General features: G+C 42.1%; 19 protein-coding genes and 1 pseudogene. 18 read left to right on the plus strand and 2 right to left on the minus strand.

Features of this window, described 5'->3' with window-relative positions:
* Window positions 1-143: 143 nt before the first annotated feature.
* A complete protein-coding gene (locus Xbud_RS01005; RefSeq protein WP_099134312.1) occupies window positions 144-644 on the minus strand; it encodes a DUF2867 domain-containing protein in 501 nt (166 codons plus the stop codon).
* 474 nt (window positions 645-1,118) lie between these two features.
* Window positions 1,119-1,248 (minus strand): annotated as a pseudogene (locus tag Xbud_RS01010) (transposase); the annotation flags it as partial.
* A 384-nt stretch (window positions 1,249-1,632) separates the two neighbouring features.
* Between Xbud_RS01010 and Xbud_RS01015 the strand changes: the two are divergent.
* The 18 genes from Xbud_RS01015 (at window position 1,633) to Xbud_RS01100 (ending at window position 24,433) form a co-directional block, all read left to right on the plus strand.
* Window positions 1,633-3,951 carry an FdhF/YdeP family oxidoreductase gene (locus tag Xbud_RS01015; protein WP_099134313.1) on the plus strand — a complete coding sequence of 773 codons (2,319 nt, stop codon included), beginning with the start codon at window positions 1,633-1,635 and terminating at the stop codon, window positions 3,949-3,951.
* A gap of 518 nt (window positions 3,952-4,469) precedes the next feature.
* A complete protein-coding gene (locus Xbud_RS01020; RefSeq protein ID WP_099134314.1) occupies window positions 4,470-4,919 on the plus strand; it encodes a phage tail protein in 450 nt (149 codons plus the stop codon).
* 39 nt (window positions 4,920-4,958) lie between these two features.
* Complete coding sequence (locus tag Xbud_RS01025) at window positions 4,959-6,026, plus strand: phage tail sheath family protein (RefSeq protein WP_099134315.1); 1,068 nt, start codon at window positions 4,959-4,961, stop codon at window positions 6,024-6,026.
* A gap of 21 nt (window positions 6,027-6,047) precedes the next feature.
* Window positions 6,048-7,478 (plus strand): phage tail sheath family protein, encoded by a 1,431-nt coding sequence (locus tag Xbud_RS01030; protein WP_099134316.1) that lies wholly within the window; start codon window positions 6,048-6,050, stop codon window positions 7,476-7,478.
* 66 nt (window positions 7,479-7,544) lie between these two features.
* Window positions 7,545-8,753, plus strand: a complete 1,209-nt coding sequence (locus tag Xbud_RS01035) for a phage tail sheath family protein (protein ID WP_169923003.1) — start codon at window positions 7,545-7,547, stop codon at window positions 8,751-8,753.
* Window positions 8,754-8,767: 14 nt separating this feature from the next.
* Entirely contained in the window at window positions 8,768-9,226 is a 459-nt protein-coding gene (locus tag Xbud_RS01040) for a phage tail protein (protein ID WP_099134318.1), read from the plus strand.
* Window positions 9,223-9,420 carry a DUF5908 family protein gene (locus Xbud_RS01045; protein ID WP_099134319.1) on the plus strand — a complete coding sequence of 66 codons (198 nt, stop codon included), beginning with the start codon at window positions 9,223-9,225 and terminating at the stop codon, window positions 9,418-9,420. Before Xbud_RS01040 ends, Xbud_RS01045 begins: the two co-directional genes overlap by 4 nt.
* Window positions 9,417-10,103: a CIS tube protein gene (locus Xbud_RS01050; protein ID WP_099134320.1), complete on the plus strand. Its 687-nt coding sequence runs from the start codon at window positions 9,417-9,419 to the stop codon at window positions 10,101-10,103. Before Xbud_RS01045 ends, Xbud_RS01050 begins: the two co-directional genes overlap by 4 nt.
* Window positions 10,103-11,719 carry a phage baseplate assembly protein V gene (locus Xbud_RS01055; RefSeq protein WP_099134321.1) on the plus strand — a complete coding sequence of 539 codons (1,617 nt, stop codon included), beginning with the start codon at window positions 10,103-10,105 and terminating at the stop codon, window positions 11,717-11,719. Before Xbud_RS01050 ends, Xbud_RS01055 begins: the two co-directional genes overlap by 1 nt.
* Before the next feature lie 10 nt (window positions 11,720-11,729).
* Window positions 11,730-12,152: a GPW/gp25 family protein gene (locus tag Xbud_RS01060; RefSeq protein WP_099134322.1), complete on the plus strand. Its 423-nt coding sequence runs from the start codon at window positions 11,730-11,732 to the stop codon at window positions 12,150-12,152.
* A complete protein-coding gene (locus Xbud_RS01065; RefSeq protein WP_099134323.1) occupies window positions 12,149-12,580 on the plus strand; it encodes a hypothetical protein in 432 nt (143 codons plus the stop codon). The genes Xbud_RS01060 and Xbud_RS01065 overlap by 4 nt, the downstream gene beginning before the upstream one ends.
* An 84-nt stretch (window positions 12,581-12,664) precedes the next feature.
* Window positions 12,665-14,842, plus strand: coding sequence for a baseplate J/gp47 family protein (locus Xbud_RS01070; protein ID WP_099134324.1), 2,178 nt, complete (start codon window positions 12,665-12,667; stop codon window positions 14,840-14,842).
* A gap of 2 nt (window positions 14,843-14,844) precedes the next feature.
* On the plus strand, window positions 14,845-17,715 hold the full coding sequence (locus Xbud_RS01075; protein ID WP_099134325.1) for a hypothetical protein: 2,871 nt from the start codon (window positions 14,845-14,847) through the stop codon (window positions 17,713-17,715).
* A 56-nt stretch (window positions 17,716-17,771) separates the two neighbouring features.
* A complete protein-coding gene (locus Xbud_RS01080; protein WP_099134326.1) occupies window positions 17,772-18,995 on the plus strand; it encodes a tail fiber protein in 1,224 nt (407 codons plus the stop codon).
* A gap of 99 nt (window positions 18,996-19,094) precedes the next feature.
* Entirely contained in the window at window positions 19,095-20,684 is a 1,590-nt protein-coding gene (locus tag Xbud_RS01085) for a contractile injection system tape measure protein (RefSeq protein ID WP_099134327.1), read from the plus strand.
* Between the two features lie 36 nt (window positions 20,685-20,720).
* Entirely contained in the window at window positions 20,721-22,817 is a 2,097-nt protein-coding gene (locus Xbud_RS01090) for an ATP-binding protein (RefSeq protein WP_099134328.1), read from the plus strand.
* 75 nt (window positions 22,818-22,892) lie between these two features.
* Window positions 22,893-23,498: a Pvc16 family protein gene (locus Xbud_RS01095; RefSeq protein WP_339353610.1), complete on the plus strand. Its 606-nt coding sequence runs from the start codon at window positions 22,893-22,895 to the stop codon at window positions 23,496-23,498.
* A gap of 80 nt (window positions 23,499-23,578) precedes the next feature.
* Window positions 23,579-24,433, plus strand: coding sequence for a hypothetical protein (locus Xbud_RS01100; protein WP_099134329.1), 855 nt, complete (start codon window positions 23,579-23,581; stop codon window positions 24,431-24,433).
* Window positions 24,434-24,498: the final 65 nt, after the last annotated feature.

Below are 24,498 nucleotides of genomic sequence, written 5' to 3' on the forward strand. Positions count from 1 at the left end.
CATATCATAGTTGCTTGTGAAATCAACCACCGACTAAAGTCGGTGGTTGTTGAGTTTGTTGTGGGGAAAACGTCATAGTCGGTGGAAAACTGTGTTGATAATGTTTCCCTATTTAGATATTTCCTGTATATGTCATTAAGTTTTTATGGGAACTTAACCTTAGAGAGCATACTCTTCACAATAATGCCGTGTGTGAGAGATACCGGTATCATATACATTTTCCCAAAAAAACTATGGGTAATTACAGATGCTGTCACCGTTGCTGTGGAACCGTTTACATGATTGTCATCAGAGAAAACGTTCAGGGATATCAAAACCGTTAAGTGTACATCTTTCGACAAGAGACACATTTCATTATCACTAATACGTACAATTTTAAAAAAATCAATATGGCTTCCGTTATGCAGTGTTTCTTTTAAGTGCCCACCAGAGAATCCGTGAATTTTTTTAACGCCTGCAAGACTTGAGATTTTATCTCTTATAGTAAAAGACAGACGTAACCATAATGGTGTTTTTTGGGTCATTTTATTATAAACAGTAAGGGCAGTGACTTTATTTTTAATAAAGGCATTTTGCTGACTGAAATAATCTAATTTATCTTTTTTATCTAAAAACAAACAACCAATTTCATCACGATAGTACATATTACACCACGATATTATTTTATATGATATAAATAAGGGATATCCTGTCCATGTTTAATTTTGCAGTATAGGAGGTGAAATGACACTCTAAGATTTTCCTTTGGTGTGTAATTTGCCATACTCTTGGGTTAATTTTTTGAGCATTAACATTGTTTGATCCTAAATCGAAATAATATGTTATGTGTTGAATTAATACAACGGAAAGGGATATGTCTGACGCTGCCAACATTCTAGTTCGATTAAAAACTATGCCAAGGTATAGAAAAAAGGGAAGGATTGTATGATTAGAGTTGATAATTTTGGAATGCTAAAATAGCAGAAGCCTAGAATTAACTAGGCTTCATAGGTTCCTCAAGGGAAATAAAAATTTAGGGCCTCTATAGCCATCAAAATAATTAGTTATTATTTTACCGTCTTTATTTTTTGGTAATTTCCATAATCACACTCCAATATTTCACCCACATTTTCTTAAGAGTGTAACTTGAAACTGTAAAACCATCCTATTGAGGTTTTTCCTCGTTTTTCTACACCTTCAAAGACTTTATGACGGGGGAATGCGGATGTTATGGCAAACGTATAAGCTCGTAGAATCAATAAAAGTAATACACCCCCCTAGTAAATTTTTCCGTTTGTTGAGTGCAATCTCAGAATCACTTGCACCGTGAGAAGATCACTTGTGTACAGAAAAATTACACTTGTACCTCCCGCTCAAAGCATAAAAAACGCTCAGTTATGAATTAAAAATAAGCAATACCTTGCTTTGATAACGTCTTATTATTTATTGTATTTATTTTCACCAATCTGCTTGCTCTATTGGATGTTGTGATCTCTATTAAATTTCAATTAGTACTATCAATAGGGGGACAATTCGGTTTTCTCGTTGTATAAGAACGGAATAAATATCACAATAAATCAGTTCGTCGTTTCTGATTCATCTGCCAATCCGTGGCCAATTTTTTGACCACCATGTTAAAAAATCGAGATTGTTATGAAATTCAAAACAAAAATAGAACCTTATCGCGCTGCTGCGGGAGGTTGGGGTTCATTGGAGGCAACAACACGCTTTGTCTTTGATAGTAAACAAGCATTAAAAAACATGGTTAACCTGATGCGCATGAACAAACCCAAAGGCTTTGATTGCCCGGGATGTGCGTGGGGAGATGATAACAAAAGTCTTTTCAGTTTCTGTGAAAACGGGGCTAAAGCGGTTACCTGGGAAGCGACCCGTCGCTATGTAGACAACGAATTTTTCGCCAAATACAGCGTTAATAAACTCTACCAACAAAGTGATTATTTTCTGGAATATCAAGGACGAGTCGTTGAACCGATGCATTATAACCATAAAACGGATCACTACGAACCAATTAGTTGGAAGCAGGCTTTTTCTCTTATCGCCAAACACATTAAGACAATGGATAACCCCAATCAGTTGGAACTGTATACCTCCGGTCGAGCCAGTAATGAAGCTTCGTGGTTATATCAATTATTTGGCCGGGTATTGGGAACCAATAATTTCCCGGATTGTTCGAACATGTGCCATGAAGCAAGTGGTTATGGATTGCTGAAGAGCCTGGGAGTTGGTAAGGGAACTATTCGTCTGAATGATTTTGATCACGCTGATGCCATCTTTGTATTTGGTCAAAACCCCGGTACAAACCATCCACGAATGCTGCATAGTTTACGGCATGCTGCTGAGCACGGCGCCAGAATTGTCACCTTTAATACATTGCGCGAACGTGGCTTAGAACGTTTTGCTGATCCACAAAAACCACTCGAAGTGGTCACGCCAATGGCGGGTAATATTAGCCATCGCTACTATCAACCTAAACTGGGTGGAGATATGGCGGCTGTGCGGGGTATGGTCAAAGCACTTTTGGAAACCCATAACACACTTACGAATGCCGGAGAAGCAGGTATTTTTGATCAAGATTTTATTTCGACCTACACCGAAGGTGTGGATGCTTATTTGCAGGAAGTTGCTGCTACTGAGTGGTCGTTTATTGAGGAACAATCAGGCTTAACACAGGCACAATTACGCGAGGCTGCTGATATTTATCAGAACGCTGAACGGGTTATTTGTACCTGGGCGATGGGGATCACCCAGCACAAACATTCTCTGGATACCGTTCGTGAAATTACAAACCTGCAATTGCTGTTTGGCCAATTGGGCAAACCCGGTGCAGGTGTATGCCCGGTTCGTGGTCACAGCAACGTACAGGGAAACCGGACAATGGGGATTAATGAACAACCTTCCCCAAATTTCCTTGATAGTTTGGCAAACCATTTTGGTTTTGAACCGCCTCGCACCCATGGTCATAATGTCGTGGAAGCGCTGGATGCTATGTTGCGTGATGAAGTGAAAGTGTTGATCGCTTTAGGCGGAAACCTCGCCGCTGCTGCGCCTGATAGCCCACGTGCAGAAGAAGCGCTTCGGCATTGCGACTTGACAGTTCATATCAGTACAAAATTAAATCGAAGCCATCTTGTTACTGGTAAAAAAGATGCTCTGATCCTGCCTGCATTGGGACGTACTGAGCAGGATATCCAGCTCAGTGGTGCACAGTTTGTGACGGTAGAAGATTCTTTCAGTATGGTACATGCTTCCGAGGGGGTGAATAAACCACTATTTGATACTCAACGTTCTGAAACTGCCATTATTGCAGGCATTGCCGATGCGGTTTTGGGCAATACCTCAACAATTAACTGGCTGGAATTAGCCGGAGATTACAACAAAATCCGTGATCATATTGCGGCAACTATTCCCGGATTTGCTGACTTTAATAAAAAATGTGAACATCCGGGTGGTTTCTATCTTGGCAATGCTGCGGCAGAACTGCGTTTTCCAACACCGAGTAAAAAAGCCCAGTTTAGCCACGCACCACTACCGAAAACACTGTTCCCACAAATCGACGGAGCTGAAGTTCCTTTTGCTTTGCAGACTTTACGCTCGCATGATCAATACAACACTACCATCTATGGTTTGGATGACCGTTATCGTGGCGTTTATGGCCAGCGGGAAGTCTTGTTTATGAACCCCGAAGATATTGCTCAATTGGGATACCAAGCAGGGGATATGGTTGATATCGAGACAATATGGCATGACGGTATTGAGCGTAAAGTGCATGGCTTTAAACTCGTTCCTTATATTATTCCTCGCGGTAACCTTGCGGCTTATTACCCGGAAGCTAATCCGTTAGTGCCGATGGATAGTATTGGTAATGGTACTGGTACACCAACTTCTAAATCTGTTCCGGTGAAATTATCGTTGACTGCACTGAATGAATCAGAACCTCAGCGCCTTGTATAACTTGTTTGCTATTTTATTTATGTGTCTCTGCTTAATGAATTGTTATCTTAAAAATAGTTCTTTGAGCAGATACCAATTCAGGCCCGGTTTTTGAAATCACATCTGTATTTTCCATTTCATATAACCTCTTTCCGAATAACCTTAATAATAGCAGTTTTTCACTTAACTCTATTTTTACTGTCAATATTTTATTCATTATATTATTTTTAACATATGTTAAACATTATAAATTAACAATTAACAAAAATATTTTTTATTACATAAATCAAATTGCATAAAAAGCAAATTGCATTATTGGCAATATACTCATTATAGATTTTTCGGCACGATGATCATTGATATAAATATCTATTTAGGTATCGATCATAAATATCGATGTAAGCATGATATAGCCCCAAAAAATTTCCAAAATGATATTCCTTGTCATTTTGTGGCGGTAGCTTTCTCCAAATATATAGTCTTACATCCTATTTCAAAGAGATTAATCATAACTATTTTTATTTTAAAAAGAGGCTATTATGTCTATAAGCACATCTAAAATTTCAGTTGAATATCCAATTCCCTCTTATCGTTTCCTTGTTTCCGTTGGCAATGAGCAAATTCCATTTAACAGTGTTTCAGGACTTGATATTAATTATGAAACCATTGAATACCGTGATGGCGTGGGTAATTGGTTCAAAATGCCGGGTCAGCGTCAACCTATTAATATTACCCTGCGTAAAGGTGTTTTTCCTGGCAAAACTGAATTATTTGACTGGATTAATTCTATCCAACTTAATCAGGTCGAGAAAAAAGATATTACCATTAGCTTAACCAATGACGCAGGCACTGAGTTATTAATGACCTGGAATGTTGCTAATGCTTTTCCTACCTCACTGACTTCTCCTTCCTTTGATGCCACTAGCAATGACATAGCCGTTCAGGAAATTACCCTGACAGCCGATCGCGTAACTATGCAGGCTATCTGAAGCATTGATAGTTAATCATTTCGTATAAGGGTATTTCTTATGACAACCGATACCAGTTATCCTGGCGTTTATATTGAAGAATTAAATAGCCTGGCGCTATCTGTATCTAATAGCGCCACCGCCGTTCCTGTTTTTGCAGTGAACAAAGAAAATAAATATCTTAATGAAGATACTGCACTCCGAATTAATTCCTGGATGGATTATCTTAATCTGGTGGTCAACTTTGACAATGAGGATAAATTGTCAGTTTCTCTGCGTGCGTATTTTATCAATGGCGGAGGCTACTGCTACCTCATCAAAACTCAGAGATTAGAAAAATTTATTCCAACTTTAGATGATGTCACTTTGCTGGTTGCTGCGGGTGAAGATATTAAAACAGCAGTAGCAACTTTATGCCAACCAGGAAAAGGGTTATTTGCCATTTTTGATGGCCCTGAAGAAGCGTTGACTATCGCGAATGCGGAAATAGTTAAGAACAAATATGACGCCACAGCGTTCGCCGCAGTTTACTACCCGTGGCTGAAAGCTGATTGGGCTGAGACGACCATTCCACCGAGTGCTGTTATAGCCGGAGTTTACGCCTCCGTCGATCTATCCCGTGGAGTGTGGAAAGCTCCCGCCAATATCGCATTGAAAGGGGGGCTGGAACCTGCATTTCTGGTCACGGATGAAGTTCAGGGCGTATATAACTCTGGTCGTGCCATCAATATGATTCGAAATTTCAGCAATACCGGCGCTACCGTCTGGGGAGCAAGAACACTGCAAGACGATGACAACTGGCGCTATGTCCCTGTACGTCGCCTGTTTAATACCGTTGAGCGAGATGTTAAGCGTGCCATGAGCTTTGCCATGTTTGAACCTAACAGCCAGCCAACTTGGGAACGTGTCAGGGCGGCGATCAGCAACTATCTTCATGGCTTGTGGCAACAAGGGGGATTGGCTGGCAGCAAGGAAGAAGAGGCTTATTTCGTGCAGATTGGCAAGGGGATCACAATGACGCCAGAACAGATTAATCAAGGACAGATGATAGTAAAAATTGGTCTGGCTGCTGTTCGACCTGCGGAATTTATCATCCTCCAGTTTACGCAAGATGTAGAACAGCGTTAATCACATTGATGAGGAATTATTATGCCAGCTAATTTAAAAGTGCCCGGTGTTTATATTGAAGAAGATGCATCCCTTGCATTGTCTGTGAGTAACAGTCCAACTGCCGTGCCTGTTTTTATTGGTAAATTTACCCGAAAACCTGAGATGTCAACCCAAGCCTGTATTCGTATCAGCAATTGGCTTGAATTTACTTCCGCTTTTTCTTTGGCGCCAGTGACAGAAATTGTCATCCACTCTAGTCTTGAAGCTTCTTCTGATGGTGCAACAAAAAAAGAAGAGACCAAAAAAGAAAAAGTCGAAAATAAAGAGACTGAAACCCAAGAAAATCCCAAAATTCAATCTCTCCCGGCAGCCGAAGAAGAACCCAAAAAATGGATTCACAATATTGAGGAAGTCAATCTATCTCAAGCCGTAGAAGCTTTGAGGCTCTATTTTCAAAATGGGGGTGGAGCTTGTTATATCTACCCATTAAACAATGTTAGTGACGATTTGGCTCTGTCCTCCATTCCCGAAGTGATAGAACAAAAAGGGGATATCACTTTGTTGGTTTGTCCAGAACAGGATCAGGATTATAAAAGTAAAGTCTATGGTGCAGTCAGCCCACTGTTGGATGATGACAAAGTGGGCTATTTTCTGATTGCAGATAGCCACAATGGTGAATCGACACCTGGTGTAGGCAATGGCGCTAAGGTTGCCACTTATTATCCTCTGTTGGAAACAAACTTGAAATTATCTGCCTTACCTGACGATAAGGACGTTACTATCAGTGGGTATCAGGATGAATCAGGCAAAGATAAACTGAAAAATCTGGATGAATTCAGGAAAAAAGATAAAACGCTAGCACAAAAAATTGATACCAGATTGCAACAGGAACAGCAACGTAACCTCACCATTCCTCCAAGTGCTGTTATTGCAGGAATTTATTGTAAAACAGATAACCAGCGTGGTGTCTGGAAAGCGCCAGCCAACGTTGCACTTACAGGTATCAAAGGATTGACGGATAAAGTCGATGACGAACGACAAGGCGAGATGAATAACAAGGGCATTAATGTCATCCGTTCATTTACTGATCGTGGTCTGATAGTTTGGGGAGCCCGTACTTGTACCGACATCAACGATACCCACTGGCGCTACATTCCTGTCCGTCGTTTGTTCAATTCTGTTGAACGCGATATCCGCCAGGCACTGCGAGCCGTATTATTTGAAACCAATAATCAACCGACCTGGATGCGTGCCAGAGTTGCCGTTGACCAATATCTTTATGCCCTCTGGCAAAAAAATGCCCTGATGGGGGATCGGCCGGAAGAAGCTTATTTTGTCCATATTGGTCAGGGTATCACCATGTCTGATGCTGATATCAAACAAGGCAAAATGATTATGAAAGTAGGTCTGGCCGCAGTACGACCGGCTGAATTTATCGTTCTGCAATTTACGCAGGATGTTGCTCAGTAATCTCCGTGACTAAACATCAGGCACTGTATTAGCAGTGCCTATCTCACTCAATTAAAGGAGATGATGATGGAAAGAATTCAACCGGGAGTAACCTTAACAGAGAGTATCATCACTACAGGTCAGCAAGAGATACCTAGTGCAGTACCGGTATTTATTGGCTATACATCCCACAATTCACAACAAGCAAAAACTGCGGTTCGTATCGATAATCTGGCGGAATATACCCGGCTATTTGGCGACAATCATTTGATGGCGTGGGCGGTCAGGCACTATTTCGATAATGGCGGGCAACAGGCTTTTGTCTTACCGCTGCAAGGAAAGATGCCCTCAGCAAACATAACCCAAGCGGAAGCTGGAGCACTGATGACAGCATTAAGCTCTGATGCGGTAGCAGAAGCTATTGGTGGTGAAACGCAGATTACCCTGATTTTGGCGCCGGATATCACTCGACTGAATGACAGTGTGATTGATGACCAACACACTTTAGTTAATTTGTGGTCTGAAGGTTGGATGACATTGCTGCAATTGAGTCAGATCCGCGCCAATCTTTTTGTGCTGCTGGATGCGCCGGATGAGGTTAAACAGGCCCGGCAATGTCTGGAAGGTCTCTCGTCAGAGTATCGCCAATGGGGAGCCGCTTATTGGCCTCGGCTGGAAACCATTTATCAGGATATATCCAGCCCGCAAAATATCGTGCTCTCTCCCACCGCAGCCATTGCGGCAGTTATCCAGCACACAGATAGTGAAGTCGGCGTGTGGAAAGCACCAGCCAATATTGCCTTATCCCAAGTTATTCGTCCGGCTAAGTCTTATCTTCAAGGGAGTGCACTATTTAACGCCAACGGCACTTCACTCAATGTGATCCGCACTTTCCCCGGCAAAGGTATACGTGTATGGGGATGCCGCACACTGGAAAACAGGGACAGCTCGCCGTGGCGCTACCTGCAAACGCGACGTCTGGTTTCTCATGTTACCGTTCATTTGACGCAATTAGCCCGTATGTACGTCTTTGAACCCAATAACGAACTGACGTGGATGAAATGCAAGGGGCAAAGCTATAACTGGTTACGGCAACTGTGGTTACAGGGCGGCTTGTACGGTTCACGGGAAGATGAGGCATTTACTGTGTTGTTAGGCGTAAATGAAACGATGACTGAAGAGGATATCCGTGCCGGGAAAATGATCATGAAAGTCGCCTTGGCCGTTTTGTCTCCCGCTGAATTTATCGAAATCAGTTTAGTGTTTGATACCCAAACGGGAGCGCTTTTGTCTTAGAAGGAAAGAGCACAATGAAAGATTATTACACCCCTGTGGTATCCCACCGCTTTATGGCGAGTTTTATTTTTAATGGCATTCCTGATCCGCTGGATATCCGTTTCCAACACATTTCTGGTCTGAGCCGTGAACTTCAAATCACTCAACACAGTCAAGGCGGCGAGAATGCCCGCAATAACTATCTGGCCGAGAAGATCCAACACGGCACATTAACACTGGAGCGCGGTGTGATGACCGTTTCTCCTTTGACCTGGATGTTTGATCGGGTATTGCGCGGTGAGAAAATCGCTTATGCGGATGTGGTGATTATGCTGTTAAACGAAAATTCACTGCCTTTATCCAGTTGGACGTTGAGCAACGCCTTACCGGTACGCTGGCAAACCAGCGACTTTGATGCGAACAGTAACGCCATCTTGGTGAATACCCTTGAGCTTCGCTATCAGGATATGTGCTGGTTGGGAGTCAAAGTATGACAGTAGAAATCAGAGAGTTAATTATTCAGGCAAAAGTGGTTTCATCAGCACCAATATTACCAACACAAGCGACTGGATCAGTTCAACAAGGCCATTCTTTGATGCAGGAAAGTCTGGATGAAGCAATTTGGGTTGAGAAAATTAAACGCGAAGTGTTGGCGGCATTACGCGATGAGGAAGGGTGGCGTCCATGAGTTTAATAGAACGTGGTTTAGCGAAGCTGACCATTAACGCTTATAAAGACAGGGAAGGAAAAATACGGGCAGGCACCATTCAGGCTATATATAACCCCGATTCCCTGCAACTGGATTACCAAACGGATTACCAACAATCCCAGGCGATTAATAGCGAAAAACAGAGCAGCATTTATGTACAGGCCAAGCCCGCAGGCTTATCCCTTGAGTTGATTTTTGACGCCACAATGCCGGGTAACAAAACTCCCGTTGAAGCTCAGCTAATGCAGCTTAAGCAATTGTGCAGCGTAGATGCCACCAGTAATGAAACGCGATTCCTGCAAATTAAATGGGGGAAAATGCGTTGGGAAAACCGCGGCTATTTTGCCGGCAGAGTAAAAGGCTTATCGGTCAATTACACCTTATTTGATCGTGATGCTACCCCTTTGCGGGCGCGGGTCATCCTGGCATTGGTGGCGGATGAAAGTCTGGTCTTACAGGAGACAGAGCAAAACCTGAAATCACCGGCGAAAATCGCCTTACGGGTACAGGATGGTGTTTCACTGTCTCTGATGGCGGCCAGCACAGCCTCAACGCTGTCTGGTGGTGTCGATTATCTGACGCTGGCTTGGCAAAACGGCCTGGATAATCTTAACGGATTTGCTCCGGGTGAGATATTGCAGGCCACCAGAGGAGACACCTGATGAGCCATCAACTGAAAATCATTGCAGATGGCAAGGTTCTGTCACTGTTGGCCGCCGTTGATGTAGATACCTATTACCGTGTTAACAGCATCCCTTGTGCAACGCTGAAACTCAGCTTGCCGGACAGGCCGCTTTCCGCTTTTAGTCAAGCAGATGTACAAGCAGAACTGGCTCATTGTCAGGCAGGGAAAACCTTGCGTCTGAAAGTAATTGATGGTGGCAGGAAATCGGTACTGTTCAATGGCCTGATTACCCGTAACACGTTGAAGATCAAAAACAAGCAATTATTGCTTACTTTGGTCATCAGACATCGGTTGCAGCTAATGGTTGATACTCAGCACTCACAACTGTTTAAGGCCAGTAACGAAAAAAACATTCTGAACACCTTATTGAATCAGGCGGGTATCAAGGCGCATTTTGAACAGATAGCCGCATTAGATCAAAAACATGAGCAAATGGTGCAATTTCGTTGTTCAGACTGGCGTTTTCTGTTGTGCCGTCTATCGGCAACCGGCGTGTGGTTGTTGCCAACGACAGAAGGCGTTCAGCTTGTCCAGCCTGAATCCCTGAAATCTAACCCAATCCATACCCTGAAAAGTCGCGGGGATGAGAAAAAAGATATCATCGTCAAAGATGCCAATTGGCAGTTTGATAACCATCTTAACCCTGCTTCGCTGGAAGTCAGTGGTTGGGATATCAGCAAACAACAGGAATTATCAGGCGGTCGCCACAGCAGTGTTGCCGTGGGTAAAGCGGCTCTCTCCCCTGACAGGCTGGCATCTTTAAATAAAACAAGTTGGGACATTCGCTATAGCAGCCCGTTAACTACTCAGGAAAGTGGCTATTTGGCACAGGGGCTGTTGCTGAATCAGCGTATCTCTGGTGTTACAGGCGAGTTCTTGCTTAAAGGTAATGGACGTTATCAGTTAGGGGACAACATTCAATTGACCGGATTCGGTGCACAATTGGATGGAACTGCAAGCATTACTGCGGTTCGTCATCGTTTTAACCGACGAATTGACTGGGAAACCACTTTGAGCATTGGCCTACAACAGGAACACCTGCCGATGCTACCCGATGCCACCGAACTCCACATTGCAATAGTCGCGAAATATCAGCAAGACAAAGCAGCCCTGAACCGCATTCCAATTATTCTGCCAGTATTGAATCGTCCGAATGAATTCTTATGGGCCAGATTGGGGAAACCTTACGCCAGCCACGAAAGCGGTTTCTGTTTTTATCCAGAGCCCGGCGACGAAGTGATTGTTGGCTTTTTTGAAAATGACCCACGTTATCCGGTGATTCTGGGCGCAATGCACAACCCGAAAAATAAAGCACCTTTAGAACCTACCCAGGATAATCAAGAAAAAGTGCTGGTGGTGAAAAAAGGAGAAACTCAACAACAAATCAGGATTGATGGCAAAAAGAAAATAATCCAAATGAATGCAGGAGAAAACCAAATAGAACTCCAGCAGGATAAAGATATTTCCTTGTCAACGAAAAAAGAATTAACGCTGAAAGCACAAACCATGAATGCCCAAATGGATAAATCGCTCAATCTGTCTGGCAAAAACAGTGTTGAGATCAAGGGTGGCAAAATTAATCTTACCCAGTGAAAGGTGAACAATGGAAAACCAAATACTGACACAACTCTATGGTCGTGGTTGGGCTTTTCCTCCCGCGTTTTCCCTTGAAAAGGGGGTGGAAATGGCTGAAGGAGCAGCAGATGTGCGCCAAAGTTTGCACATTCTGTTCAAAACTGAGCCGGGGGAACGCCTGATGCGTGAAAATTATGGTTGCGGATTAAATGATTTTATGTTTGAAAATATCCGTAACGAACTGTTTGCTGAAATTGAGTCCCATATTCATGACAGCGTATTACGTTATGAATCACGGGCAGATATTACCGATATCCAGGTTCGTCAGTCACCAAATAATAAGAGTACCTTGCAAATTCAGATTATGTATCGCCTGCGGGGAAGTGATATCAATCAGAAAATTCAAGGAACACTGGCGCTGAGTGAAGACCGGAGGATGGAGGTAATATGAGTGAACTCATTGTAGTTGACGGTGACACGCTACAGTTTGAGCCTCAATTTGGCAGTCGAAAGTTGAACATTCCCGGTCTGGTTAAAATCAAAGGTACAGGGCATGCTCAGGTAAACGGCAAAAAAGTCTGCATTTTGGGTGATGAGAAACGGGTTACTGTTTCTGCAACTTATACCACAACAACCCATATGACGCCGGGAAATGGCACCATTACTATCACGGCGTTAGATAGCAGTCAGCAAGCCCTTCACTGTACCAGTGGTGCCGCCTTAATTATCAAAGGGCAAAAATTTACAACCGTGTTTACGCCTCAATCACCAGCCATAAATAATACTGTGAATCCACCTCAACCTGACCCAAATTACCCAAGCCCCTCATCAGGCAAAGGCAGTTTTATCACGCAACAAAACTTTGCCACCGTAAATTAAGGCATTGGCTGAATCAAATAGAAATTAAATGGTGTGAATAATCACTTATTCACAGAGGAATCGCTGTGCCAAACAGGTGATATTATGGAATTGACTGAGTTAAATAAAAAATTGTCAGACTTGGTGCCGATGAGCGATTTTAAATTAGATAATCGAACCAGTTTGCAATTACTCCAATATATTGAGGAGTACACTAAAATAATTCCCTTTAATCAAACCGATAAGCATTGGAATGATTTTTTCTTTATGGCGGATAATACGCCGGAGAAACTTGCCGAATTATATCAGGGGAAAATCGAAGCCAATGGGGAATTATTACCTCATCAAGCTTTTCTGTTAGTGGTATTACGATTACTGGAAACACCAATATCTTTATTTAATGCCTTACCGGCGGCGCATCGCAATCTCTATTACCGGGCACTTTTGGGGTTATCTCCCCGTCCGGCACAACCGGATCAAGTCGCCTTATCTGTAGAACTGAATACCACAGTAACAGAACAACTACTCACTAAAGGCACTTTATTTGAAGCAGGGCAAGATGAACAAGGCAATGCCTTGCAATATGCGTTGGACACCAGTCTGCTGGCGAATCGTGGCTATATCAGTGACTTGCGCTGGCTCCGTCAAAAAGAACAACAACAATGGATTACCGCGACTCCTTGGGATTCACAAGCACAATTATCATTGCCATCTGATGGAATTCGGTTATTCAGTGAAACTGATACGGATAAATCTGTATTGGGTGGCGTATTAATGACTTCTGCACAACTGGCGATGGAAGAAGGGATAAGAAAGATAACTGTTACCTTTGATAAAGATATTGATAGCCAAAATCTGGTGGCTCAAATCAGTAGTGGAAACCAGTGGCTAATCTTGATTGCTGAGGGAAAGGGAACAGAGGTCATACTAACGCTTTCAGATAAAGAGCCAGCAATCAGTGCCCCGGAGGGGTTGGATAATCTTGTTTTCAGTAAGCCGGTGCTCAGACTACAGGGAAAAGACAGTCAGACATTGCCTACAGTAACCGCACTAAAGGTGCAAGAAACAACTATAGACAAAGTTTCATTCAAGACATATCACTTAACCCCCTTTGGTTATAGCCCTGAAATTGAGCCGTTGGAAGAGAACCCCACGTTATACCTTGGTATCACCGACGTCGAGCCGGGGCAAACCTTATCGCTGTATTGGAAATTAAAATCGCCGCAGCAACCTAAAAAGGTTTCTTGGTATTACCTGAATAATAAGAATCAATGGGCAACATTGGATGCGTGGGTCAATGATGAAACCCAACACCTGTATCAAGATGGCATCTGGCAAGTTGTTCTGCCTGCGGATGCTTCCGCTCAGTCTACCCGGATGCCAACAGGGCGCCATTGGTTAAAAGCCGTCGTGGTAATACCCACACACGAAGGTTCATGGGGAAAAAAACCTTGGTTATACGGCTTGATCTATAACGCCATGACAGCAACATTGGTGAACGTCAATAGCATCAGTGACAGCCATTTCTTAACGCCATTACTGGCAGACACTATTCAACGCCCTGTTGAACCCATGGTTGTGGTGGCTTCGATCAATCAGCCTTGGCCGTCGTGGAATGGACGTGTACCGGAATCCTACAGCGCCTTTTTTGAACGGGGAGCCCAACATCTGTCCCACCGTAACCGGGCCTTAACTTGGGGCAATATGGCGACACTGTTAAAAGAGCGTTATGTCAGTATCTTTGATGTTAAGTACCCCAGCAATGATGAGCTCACGCGAGTCCCCGCACTGAAGAAACAGCAACTGACGATCATTCCCGCCAATCGATACAACGACAGTGATGACCCTTTGCGTCCGGTGCTAAACCCGGCACGCCTGCAAGAAATGGCAGAGTGGTTACAGCAAAAAGGCTCTCCCTGGGCTGAGATTGAGATCAGCAATCCTCAATACGTTAAGGTAATAATCAATTACCAGGTGATTTTTAAGCCAGACGTTAACGAAGATTTTGGTTATCGCCAGCTACGACAGCAAATTAGTGAGACATATATGCCCTGGAGCGTCGATGAGCGACGCCCTGTTATGTTGAATAACAGCATTAATTATTACCAGTTACTGGCGACCATTCAGCAACAGCCGCTGGTTGCGCGAGTTACTTGTCTAACACTGCGTCGGTCAGATGCGGCTAAAGACAGTGATATCACCGTATCAGTGGAAGCCAAAGATAATGAAGTGCTGATTTTAGTCTGGGAAGCAGAAGACAAGCTGCAATACCGAGGAAATTAACTATGAGTGATAAAGATGTACTGTTTCGCAAAGTGAAAAACGATATTCACTTTGATACCTTGCTGGAACAGGCTCATCAAATGGTTGAGCAACAGGCCGGAAAACTGTGGAGTGATACGGCGGAACACGATCCCGGCGTTACTTTTCTGGAAGGACTCAGCTACGGTGTGTCAGATTTGTCTTACCGCCATACTCTTCCCTTAACAGACTTATTGACCCCTGCCCCCAATGGGCAGAAACAGCAAGACGGAATTTTTCCCGCTGAATTTGGCCCCCACAATATACTGACTTGTGGACCAATCACCACTGATGATTACCGCAAAGCATTACTGGATCTGCATAGTAGTGACTGGACAAAATCAGAACAGAATAAAGGGGATTTTCTGTTCCGTAACGTGCAATTAGTCCGTGAACCGGCAACGCAACGCTATACCTATTGGTATGATTCCACCAAAAGGGAATATAGCTTTGTCGAGCGTAAAGAGGCGAAAAAGTTTACGTTGCGGGGGAATTATTGTCTTTATCTGGAACCGACCCGCTATAGTCAGGAAAATTTGGCTACTGCCATCCAACAGTTAACCGATTTTTTGACCAAGAACCGCAATATTGGTGAATCGGTCAGTCAGATTATCTGGACAAATCCGGTTGATTTTCCGCTATTACTGGAGATTGAACTGGATGACGATGTGCAAGATGTCGCTGGTATTTTTGCTGCCGTTTATAGCACAGCAGAACAGTATCTGATGCCTGAGGCACAGCGTTTCAGCACCGAAACACTACAAAATGACGGGATGCACAATGATGAAATCTTTGAGGGGCCAAAATTAAAACATGGCTGGATCCCTGAATTGCCGATATCCCGTGACTATACCAAACGGCTCATCCTCAATCTTAGCCGGCTGGTCAATAAACTGCTTGAGATTAAGGGTATTCAGAATGTAAATCGCCTTCGTCTGGATGAAAGTTTTGATAAGACTCTGATTGAGCCGATTAAAGGGGATAGCTGGTCATGGTCAATTAAAGAAGGCGGCTACCCTCGCTTGTGGGGTAAAGATCCAATCCATCAATTGGCGCAACATGATGGTCCACTAAAGGTGATCGCCAAAGGCGGCATCAGCGTCACGGTGAGTGAACAACAAATTCGGGACAGTTTATCCAATCCCTCCTTGATTCATAATAAACCCGTGGTATTACCTTATGGTAAGCATCGCGATGTGGAGCACTATTATCCCGTCAGCGATACGTTGCCTGCCTGCTATGAGTTACAGCAACCCTTATCTGAAAGTGAACATTCCCAACGCCTGTTGTCACTTCATCAATTTATGCTGCCATTTGAACAATTGCTGGCTTGCGGCTGTCAGCAAATTGCCATGCTGCCCAAATTATTGGCTTTTAAGCGTGAAGGATGCGAAGTTTGGGGCGATCAATGGCCGTTTAAGCTAGGCTCTGTCAGTGATGATGCCCACCAAAATTACGCTCACAAATTAAAGGAATTACTAAAAGAGATTGCGCACGATAGCGATCACGAATTGGATATCGTCAATTATCTGCTCGGATACTTTGGCACTCAGCGAGCACCACGTACATTTACCACCAACATCAGTGATTTTCGCGCTGTGCAACAAGGCTATCTGGCTCAACAACCGACATTAACTTATCACCGTGCCAATATTCGGATTGATCAAGTTTCGTCGCTACAAAAGCGCATTGCTGCCCGCATGGGGTTAGGCGGGGAATTATTTAAGCCAAAGCCTGACCTGAGCAAACTGCCTTTTTATCTGGTGGAGCACCGGGCATTGCTGCCAGTCAAACCCAACAGCCAGTTTGATGAAGAGCAGAAGCCAGATTCAGTGACAGCAGAAAGGGAAAATCAAACTGATCAACATTATTTGGTGATTAAGCAAATCGGTATTGATGGAAAACTGATACAGGGACAGGTGATTGATTTAATTCTCTATGAAGGCGAACAGAACGAAAACCGATTTACTGTGCGTAGTCAAATGATCACCAAAACCGAAGGGGATCAGTTTTGGCTGGACGTGGGCAACAGTACTCAACTGGAATACAATCTGGAACGGGTAATGACTGCCGCCAAAGGGAAAAAGCTCGTCTGGCAAAATAGCCCGGTATGGATGGAAGATATGAACTACCGCCTGGCCTATGATAGTGATCAATCCTTGCCTGAAAACCAGCGGCGCCTGACCCGCACAGCACAAACTCCATTTCCGGCTATGATTGCTGTAGGTAATGAAATTACCTTGACAAAAGAGTTGGGGGGAGTTGGTTTGGAGCAAGAATCTTCTAATGAATCAGAAAAATTATATGCAAAAGTTGTCAGCTTTGATCGTATCAAGGGAACCTTGGTTATTGAGCGTCAGAAACATTCTACATTAGCATTCCCTGCCCCAGAAGAAGCCTGGTGGTACAGTTGGCATTTTTCGGGTAAAGAATATGAAAATACGGATCGTTTCTCATTTGTGATTAGTGTTGTGGTAAATAGTGATTTAATTAAATCGCGTGAGCACAAAGTTGATCCATATCAATTAGAAGAATGGGTTAAGGAAACCATTCTTACCGAATTCCCTGCCCACATTTCCATGATTATTCACTGGATGGATTGGGAACCATTTTTAAACTTCGGCAATACTTACCAACGTTGGCAAAATAATGGCACGCCATTAGGGGATGCTGCCTATTCGATTCTGGAAAGTTTGACACTGGGTAAATTACCTTCTGCTTTTAAAGGAATAGGGACAATGCGTGTTGCCACACCACATCAGAGAGAGGAAGTTATCGGTAAGAATGGTGATCAATGGAATACCAATAGAATAAAACAGAACGAATTATTCTATATTCCGCAAGAGAAAGAATAAAAAACAATTAGCTACTAACCAAAACTTTAAATTAAAAATATTTTATGGAGTTAACCATGAAAGAAATTCGTTATTCTGCAAAAATACAAGAGCAACAAACATTGTCTGACTCAAAAGGTGTTGGACCTGATATTGATAAATTAAAAGATAAGTTTAAAGAAGGCAGTATTCCCTTACAAACCGATTTCAATCAATTAATTGATATTGCCGATGTTGGGCGTAAAGCTTGTGGTCAGGCACCAGAACAAAATGGCCCGGGAGTAGGGTTAAAGCTGGGCGATGACGGTACGCTTAATTTAAAAATGGGCACTATTGATAGCCAGGATTTTTCCCCATTAATATTAGAGAAAGATATTTTATCTATCGATCTAGGCAGTGGTTTGATTAATAAAACTAATGGAATATGTGTTGGTCATGGAAATGGTATTACAGTTAATGCTAACGATGTTGCAGTGAAACTGGCTGCTAATAAAGGTTTGGTTGTTGATAGTAATGGTATCGCCATAAAACCTGGCAATGGGATGAAGTTTAGTTCAGATGGTGCATTAACAGTAAATTCGGCTGATTCAACTATTAAAGTTGATGGCTCAGGAATAAAAGTTGCTATCGGTTGGGGAGTTAAAGTTGGTGGTGAAGGTTTGGATGTAAATATCCGCACGGATGGTGGTATTGGTAATGGTTCTTCAGGAATTTATGTTAAACCTGGTAATGGTATTAAGATAGATGCTGATCGCGTTGCTATCGATCCTAACACTGTATTGCCAAAAGGCATGATTGTGATGTTTTCTGGAAAAGATATTCCAGTAGGATGGGCATTGTGTGATGGTTCTAAGGGAACACCTAATCTTATCGATAGATTTATTATGGGAGGTACAATACAAAATACACATGGTAAATCTTCAAATACGTTTTCCGGCAATGAGAACAATAAGGAATTTACGTTCACATCAGAAAGCCAAAGTGTTCGTATATCAGGAAGAACAGATGGGCATGGATTAACCGCTGATGAAAATGGTCCACACAAACATGAACAAGGTGAAGTCCTAAATTTGTCAACTATGTGTCACAATGATTCCACAAATGATAACAGTATGCGTGACTGGGTTAACGGTGGAAGCTCTGGTCGGGATCCAAGTATAACTAGGTACAGGCCATATACATTTGAAAGTGGTAAAGGAAAAGCACATTCTCATTATATCGACCTGACCAGTAGTAAACATAGCCATAATAACAACGTCACTGTACCGTATTATATTTTGGCTTTTATTATGAAGCTCTAATGAAATTTTTTAATTTATATTAGTAGCAATGGGTGTTAGTAAATACTCATTGCTAATTTGCATAACTTATTATATTGGTGAGTGGAGTTAAGTTAGCTGATGTCTTTATTGGAAAAAGAAAAGAATAGCATTATCCACAGAACTATCATCTCCATTGAGTCAGTAGATTATTATGGTGAAAAGGTAATGGATAAATGCTCGTCATTATTTAATGATAAGCTATACTTCATTATAAAAGAAAACATCAAAGCATTAGAGTCAAACAGGAATAAAAAATTTTCCTTAGAAAGGATATTCGTGGATTTAGGTAATATTGATATTAATGCATTTGAAACAGAACTCCCCATAAAATTAAAGTCTGAATTAAGAAAAACTCTGCAAAAGTATTATTATCCTTGCGAATATACTCCGAGGGAAGAGAAAAGATCTTGCCTATTATCAATGCATAAACCCGTGGGTAAATATATAGATAGATCAGGGAATAATATTTCCTACCAAATATCTACTGAGAATTTATTGATAGAAAAAGTAGATCATTACTTACGTAAGGGATACTGGTTATCTGATAACAGCAAACATCACGTCACAAATATTGTGCGTATTGATAATGAATTATGGCAAAAGATCAACCACCAACCACAACAGTGGTTACCTATGTTAGCTAAACACTGTTTACAATCTGTGGGTCTAAGTCGCTTAATTCAAATCTGCCAGCCAGACGTTCTTGCTATGCTTTGTCAGTTATTTACTGAAACAACAACATCTGAATTTGTTAATCCGAAAACACAAGCAAGCATAGATAAAAAAGTGACACCAGAAAAATTAAGTTTGGTGGCTGAATATTATCTGCAACATCAGATTAAATATGTACATGACTTACAACAAGCAATTACATTGCAAATTCAAAATAAGCAAACGTCAACGGTAAATATCACTCAGAATGATAATAGTCTATTAAAACAGACTCACAATAAACCCGATATACAGATGGATGCAATACCGCCGTTTGCACTCCAGCCCATGCAAGCACACCATCAGCCAACGGCTACACAACAGCATTATGGTCTGACAAAGGGGGCTGTAGAACAAAACCCTGCAACTTTGCAAAATAGAGAGCAACACAGGGAATCACTAAAATCGGTTTTATCAGCGCAAGTACCATCCACGCAACCGAGTAATAGAATTCAAACGCCATCGGCACAGTCAGTCTTACCCATCAGCAACGCCGGCTGCATGATTTTATGGCCGTTACTGCCAACATTTTTCCGCGCTTTTGATTTACTGGAAAAGAATCAATTTATCAGCCTTGAAGCGCAAAGAGAGGCCGTTTGTTTACTTGATTGGCTGATTTGGGCCGAAGAGGAAATACCCGCATGGCGGTTGACACTCAATAAAGTGCTTTGTGGATTACCCATTCATGATAACGCGCTATGGTGTACACCAGAGCTAGAACAGCAAATTGCCATCAACCAATGGCTGGAAAAAACCATCGTGCAACTTCCGGCTTGGAAAAAAATGGGCGCGAACGATGTGCGGCACTTATTTCTGCAACGTTGCGGGGAATTAAGTGAATTAAACGTCCATATTAAACCCGAAGTTTATGATGCACTAATAAGCGAATGGCCGTGGCCAATGAATATAGCGAGCTTTAGCTGGTTGAACCACCCTATCACCATAACGTGGTTATAACCATCAAACACAGTAAATTAGTCTGAGTAAAAATTTATGAATACAGCGCCTGTTTTCCCTGATTTATTTCAGCAAAATAATGATCCACATTTAGCGTTCTTATATAGCCAATTGGAGCGCATCGATCTCATTCTTCAATACCATTTCCATTGCATATCAGGCCAGAAAGGTGACCTCCTTGATGAGTTTCTGTTAAGCGAAGAAGATGTGATAAACAGGCTGGATAACCCAATGGGTAAACCTCATTGGCTCACCGATGATTGCCTGACAATACCGCAAACCATCACTGCTGTCGCCTCCCGATTAACTGACCTGATTACACATTTTGAACTGACTGACTTTGAAAGGGATGTTTTGCTATTAGGTTTACTGCCCCATTTCGATAACCGCTACTATCACCTGTTTGCTCTGGTTCAGGGAGAACCACAATCCCGGCTGCCCTCTTTTGCGTTGGCTTTGGAACTGTTTTGCCGCTCAATGCTGGAAAAACAGGCACAGCAGGCCAGTTTTTTACATCAGGCTCCCTTGATTGGTTGCCAACTGTTATCCATTGATAACCGTCAAAAAACGTTGTCCTGGCTCCATACACCCTTTATCACAGACAGCAGCGTGTATCATTTTTTACTTGGGCATCATTATATTGCACCTGCTCTGGAACATTGTGTTGAGTGGATAACGCCCACAGAAATCGGCAATTATCCAGCAGGCTTAAAACAAGCATTGGGTAACATTTTGTTATCTGAGTGCGATGATATCCGGCCCGTTATCTTGCTGAGAGGGATGGCCGATAGTGCAAGATCCCATGCCGTTGCCAATATGATGGCATCGGAACAGCGGCAAACGCTGCTTGTGGATATCGCCAGATTGGCTGATAACGATGACAACTCCCTGTTTTGCCATATAAAAGCCATTTTGCGAGAAATTCGTATGCGTGGTGCCTGTTTATTGTTGCGAAACTTTTGCTTATTTGCAGAACAGAATAAACACTTGCTAGATTCCCTGTCAGGCTTATTAAACCAGCCTGAATTAAGGGTGATCTGCCTGGTCGAACCGTATTCACCGTTAGTATGGCTGAAAAAGATATCGACATTACTGATTGAAATGCCCGCTTTCACTTCGGTGGAAAAAGCGAGGTTATTGACGGCTCACTTGCCCAATAACTGTGCGAATGATATTGATGCAATAACTTTAAGCCAACGTTACGCATTTAATCCCGCAACCCTGCCATTAATTTTACAAGAGGCGAAACTTTACCAACAACAGCGAGATCCTTCAGGTATCTTGCAGCAATGTGATATTCGCAAAGCTCTTAATTTACGCGCTCAGCAAAATTTCGGCCAATTAGCACAGCGAATTATCCCTAAACGTTCATTAAAAGACTTGTTAGTCTCCGACGAAATTGCTCAACAGATACAAGAAATACTGACAGCAATTAAGCATCGGGAAAAAGTTCTGGCGGGCGGTTTTAAAGATAAGATTGGTTATGGCACCGGTATCAGTGCCCTGTTTTATGGTGATTCCGGTACAGGGAAAACGATGGCGGCAGAAGTGATTGCCAATTACATTGGTGTTGACTTAATCAAAGTAGATTTATCTACCGTCGTAAATAAATACATCGGTGAAACAGAGAAAAATTTGTCACGCATTTTCGATTTAGCAGAACATGATGCCGGTATTTTATTTTTTGATGAGGCAGATGCCCTATTTGGTAAGCGCAGTGAAACCAAAGATGCACAAGACCGACATGCCAATATTGAAGTCTCTTATTTACTGCAACGCATGGAGAATTTTCCGGGCTTAGTGATTTTGTCGACGAATAACCGCAATCATTTGGATAATGCTTTTAATCGACGTTTTACCTTTATTACCCGCTTTACTTACCCGGATGAAAAAATCCGTAAGAAAATGTGGCAGACAATCTGGCCTGAAAATATAAAAGTCGCCCAAGATGTAGATTTCGATAAATTAGCGCTAAAAACAAGCGTAACAGGCGCGAATATTCGTAATATTGCTTTATTGTCTTCACTTTTTGCCGCAGAGAATAACCATAACGAAGTCAGTAATAAAAATATTGAAATAGCATTATCACGTGAATTAGCCAAAGTGGGGCGACTGAATTTCCAAAATTCATAGAAATAAAAATACCTAAAAATTAAATACACTAATAACTGAATAGTGATCACAATAATAAATTAAGAGGATTTTCCTATGTCAAAAATGCAAACCGTTATTGATGTCAATAAGGCAATGAAGGCGATTCTGGAAAAATATCTGGATAAAAAAGTTGCGATCCGTTTTGATCTGCCTGAGCTGGATACCGTGCAATCTGATGCGATGGTGAGTGTCTTTCTTTATGATATCCATGAGGATCTACAACTTCGTTCAACAGAATCGAGGGTGTTTAATGCTGCTTCAGGGAGGTTATTGCCAGGTTGGATCAATATTAAATGTAATTATCTGATTACCTATTGGGAATCGAACAAACCCGCAATAGATCCCGGCAGCCCAGATAGCCAACCTGATAATCAGGCAATACAAGTCATGTCACAAGTCTTGAATGCCTTGATTAATAACCGCCAATTGGCGGGCATTCCTGGCGCTTATACTCAGGTTGTACCGCCGAAAGAAAGTTTAAACAGTTTAGGCAATTTTTGGCAGTCACTGGGAAATCGCCCGCGGCTTTCCCTGAATTATTCAGTGACAATACCGATTAGCCTCACCGATGATCAAGATAATGTGACTCAAGTGAACGATATTTCTTCTACAGTGGAACAAGTGACACAAACTCAGATATTATCAAACAGAAATATCTGACAGATGTTAATAAAATTTCGGAATTTATTTTTATTTTGCTAAATCTTTAAATAACAGTTTATTTAAATCGGAGTATTATTATGTATTGTTTAAAACAGAAAGAAGAAAAGAAAAATCCATCCTTCCGTCCTACCCAAGACACTGTCAATAGTGAGAATGTAATAACATCAAGAATAGCGGAATTGAGGAAAAACTTTCAGCAGCCTGATTCGCAAACTCAAACCATGCGCCCATGTGTTGCCCCTCGTCCATTGTATTCACTTTTAAAGACAAGACCATTTCAACAGGCTACAAAAGCACCTATGGCTTCTGCCAGCACGTCTATCAAAACATCTGTCAGTGATATACGAAACCCGAAAGCGACACCAACATCAACCCCGGCACTAACAGGTGTAAAAAAATCATTTACACTATATCGTGCAGATAACCGGAATTTTGAAGAGTTACAAAAAAATAGCCCAGAGGGATTTAAGGCTTGGGTACATCTTGATAGTGAAAAAGCGAGAAAATTTGCCAGCGTGTTTTTGGGTAATGACAATGTAGAAAATTTACCTAAACATATTATCGATGAAATTAATAAATGGAAGAAAGCGGGAACACCTAAGTTGAGTGATCTTTCCACATTCATAAAATATACCAAAGATCGCTCAACTGTTTGGGTTTCTACCGCAGTCAATACTGAGGTCGGTGGACAAAGCTCAGGAGCGCCACTTTATGAAATATCAATGGAGCTCTATGAATTTGGGGTAGATAAAGGAAAATTGGTTCCATTGCCAAATGGAAGAATGGGAAATATGAAACCTTCTATTCTTCTTGATACGCAAAATCTGGAAGACGCAACAATTATTGCCTTAAATCATGGGCCAGTTAATGATGCTGAAATGTCATTTTTAACGACTATTCCAATGAGCTGCTTAAAATCGTATAAAAGGTGATTAGTCAATCAAGAGTAATTTTTTTATTTATAACATAATGATATCTCCCATTAATCAAACTTGCC

Origin of the sequence: Xenorhabdus budapestensis (genome assembly GCF_002632465.1) — a bacterium.
Taxonomy (GTDB): domain Bacteria; phylum Pseudomonadota; class Gammaproteobacteria; order Enterobacterales; family Enterobacteriaceae; genus Xenorhabdus; species Xenorhabdus budapestensis.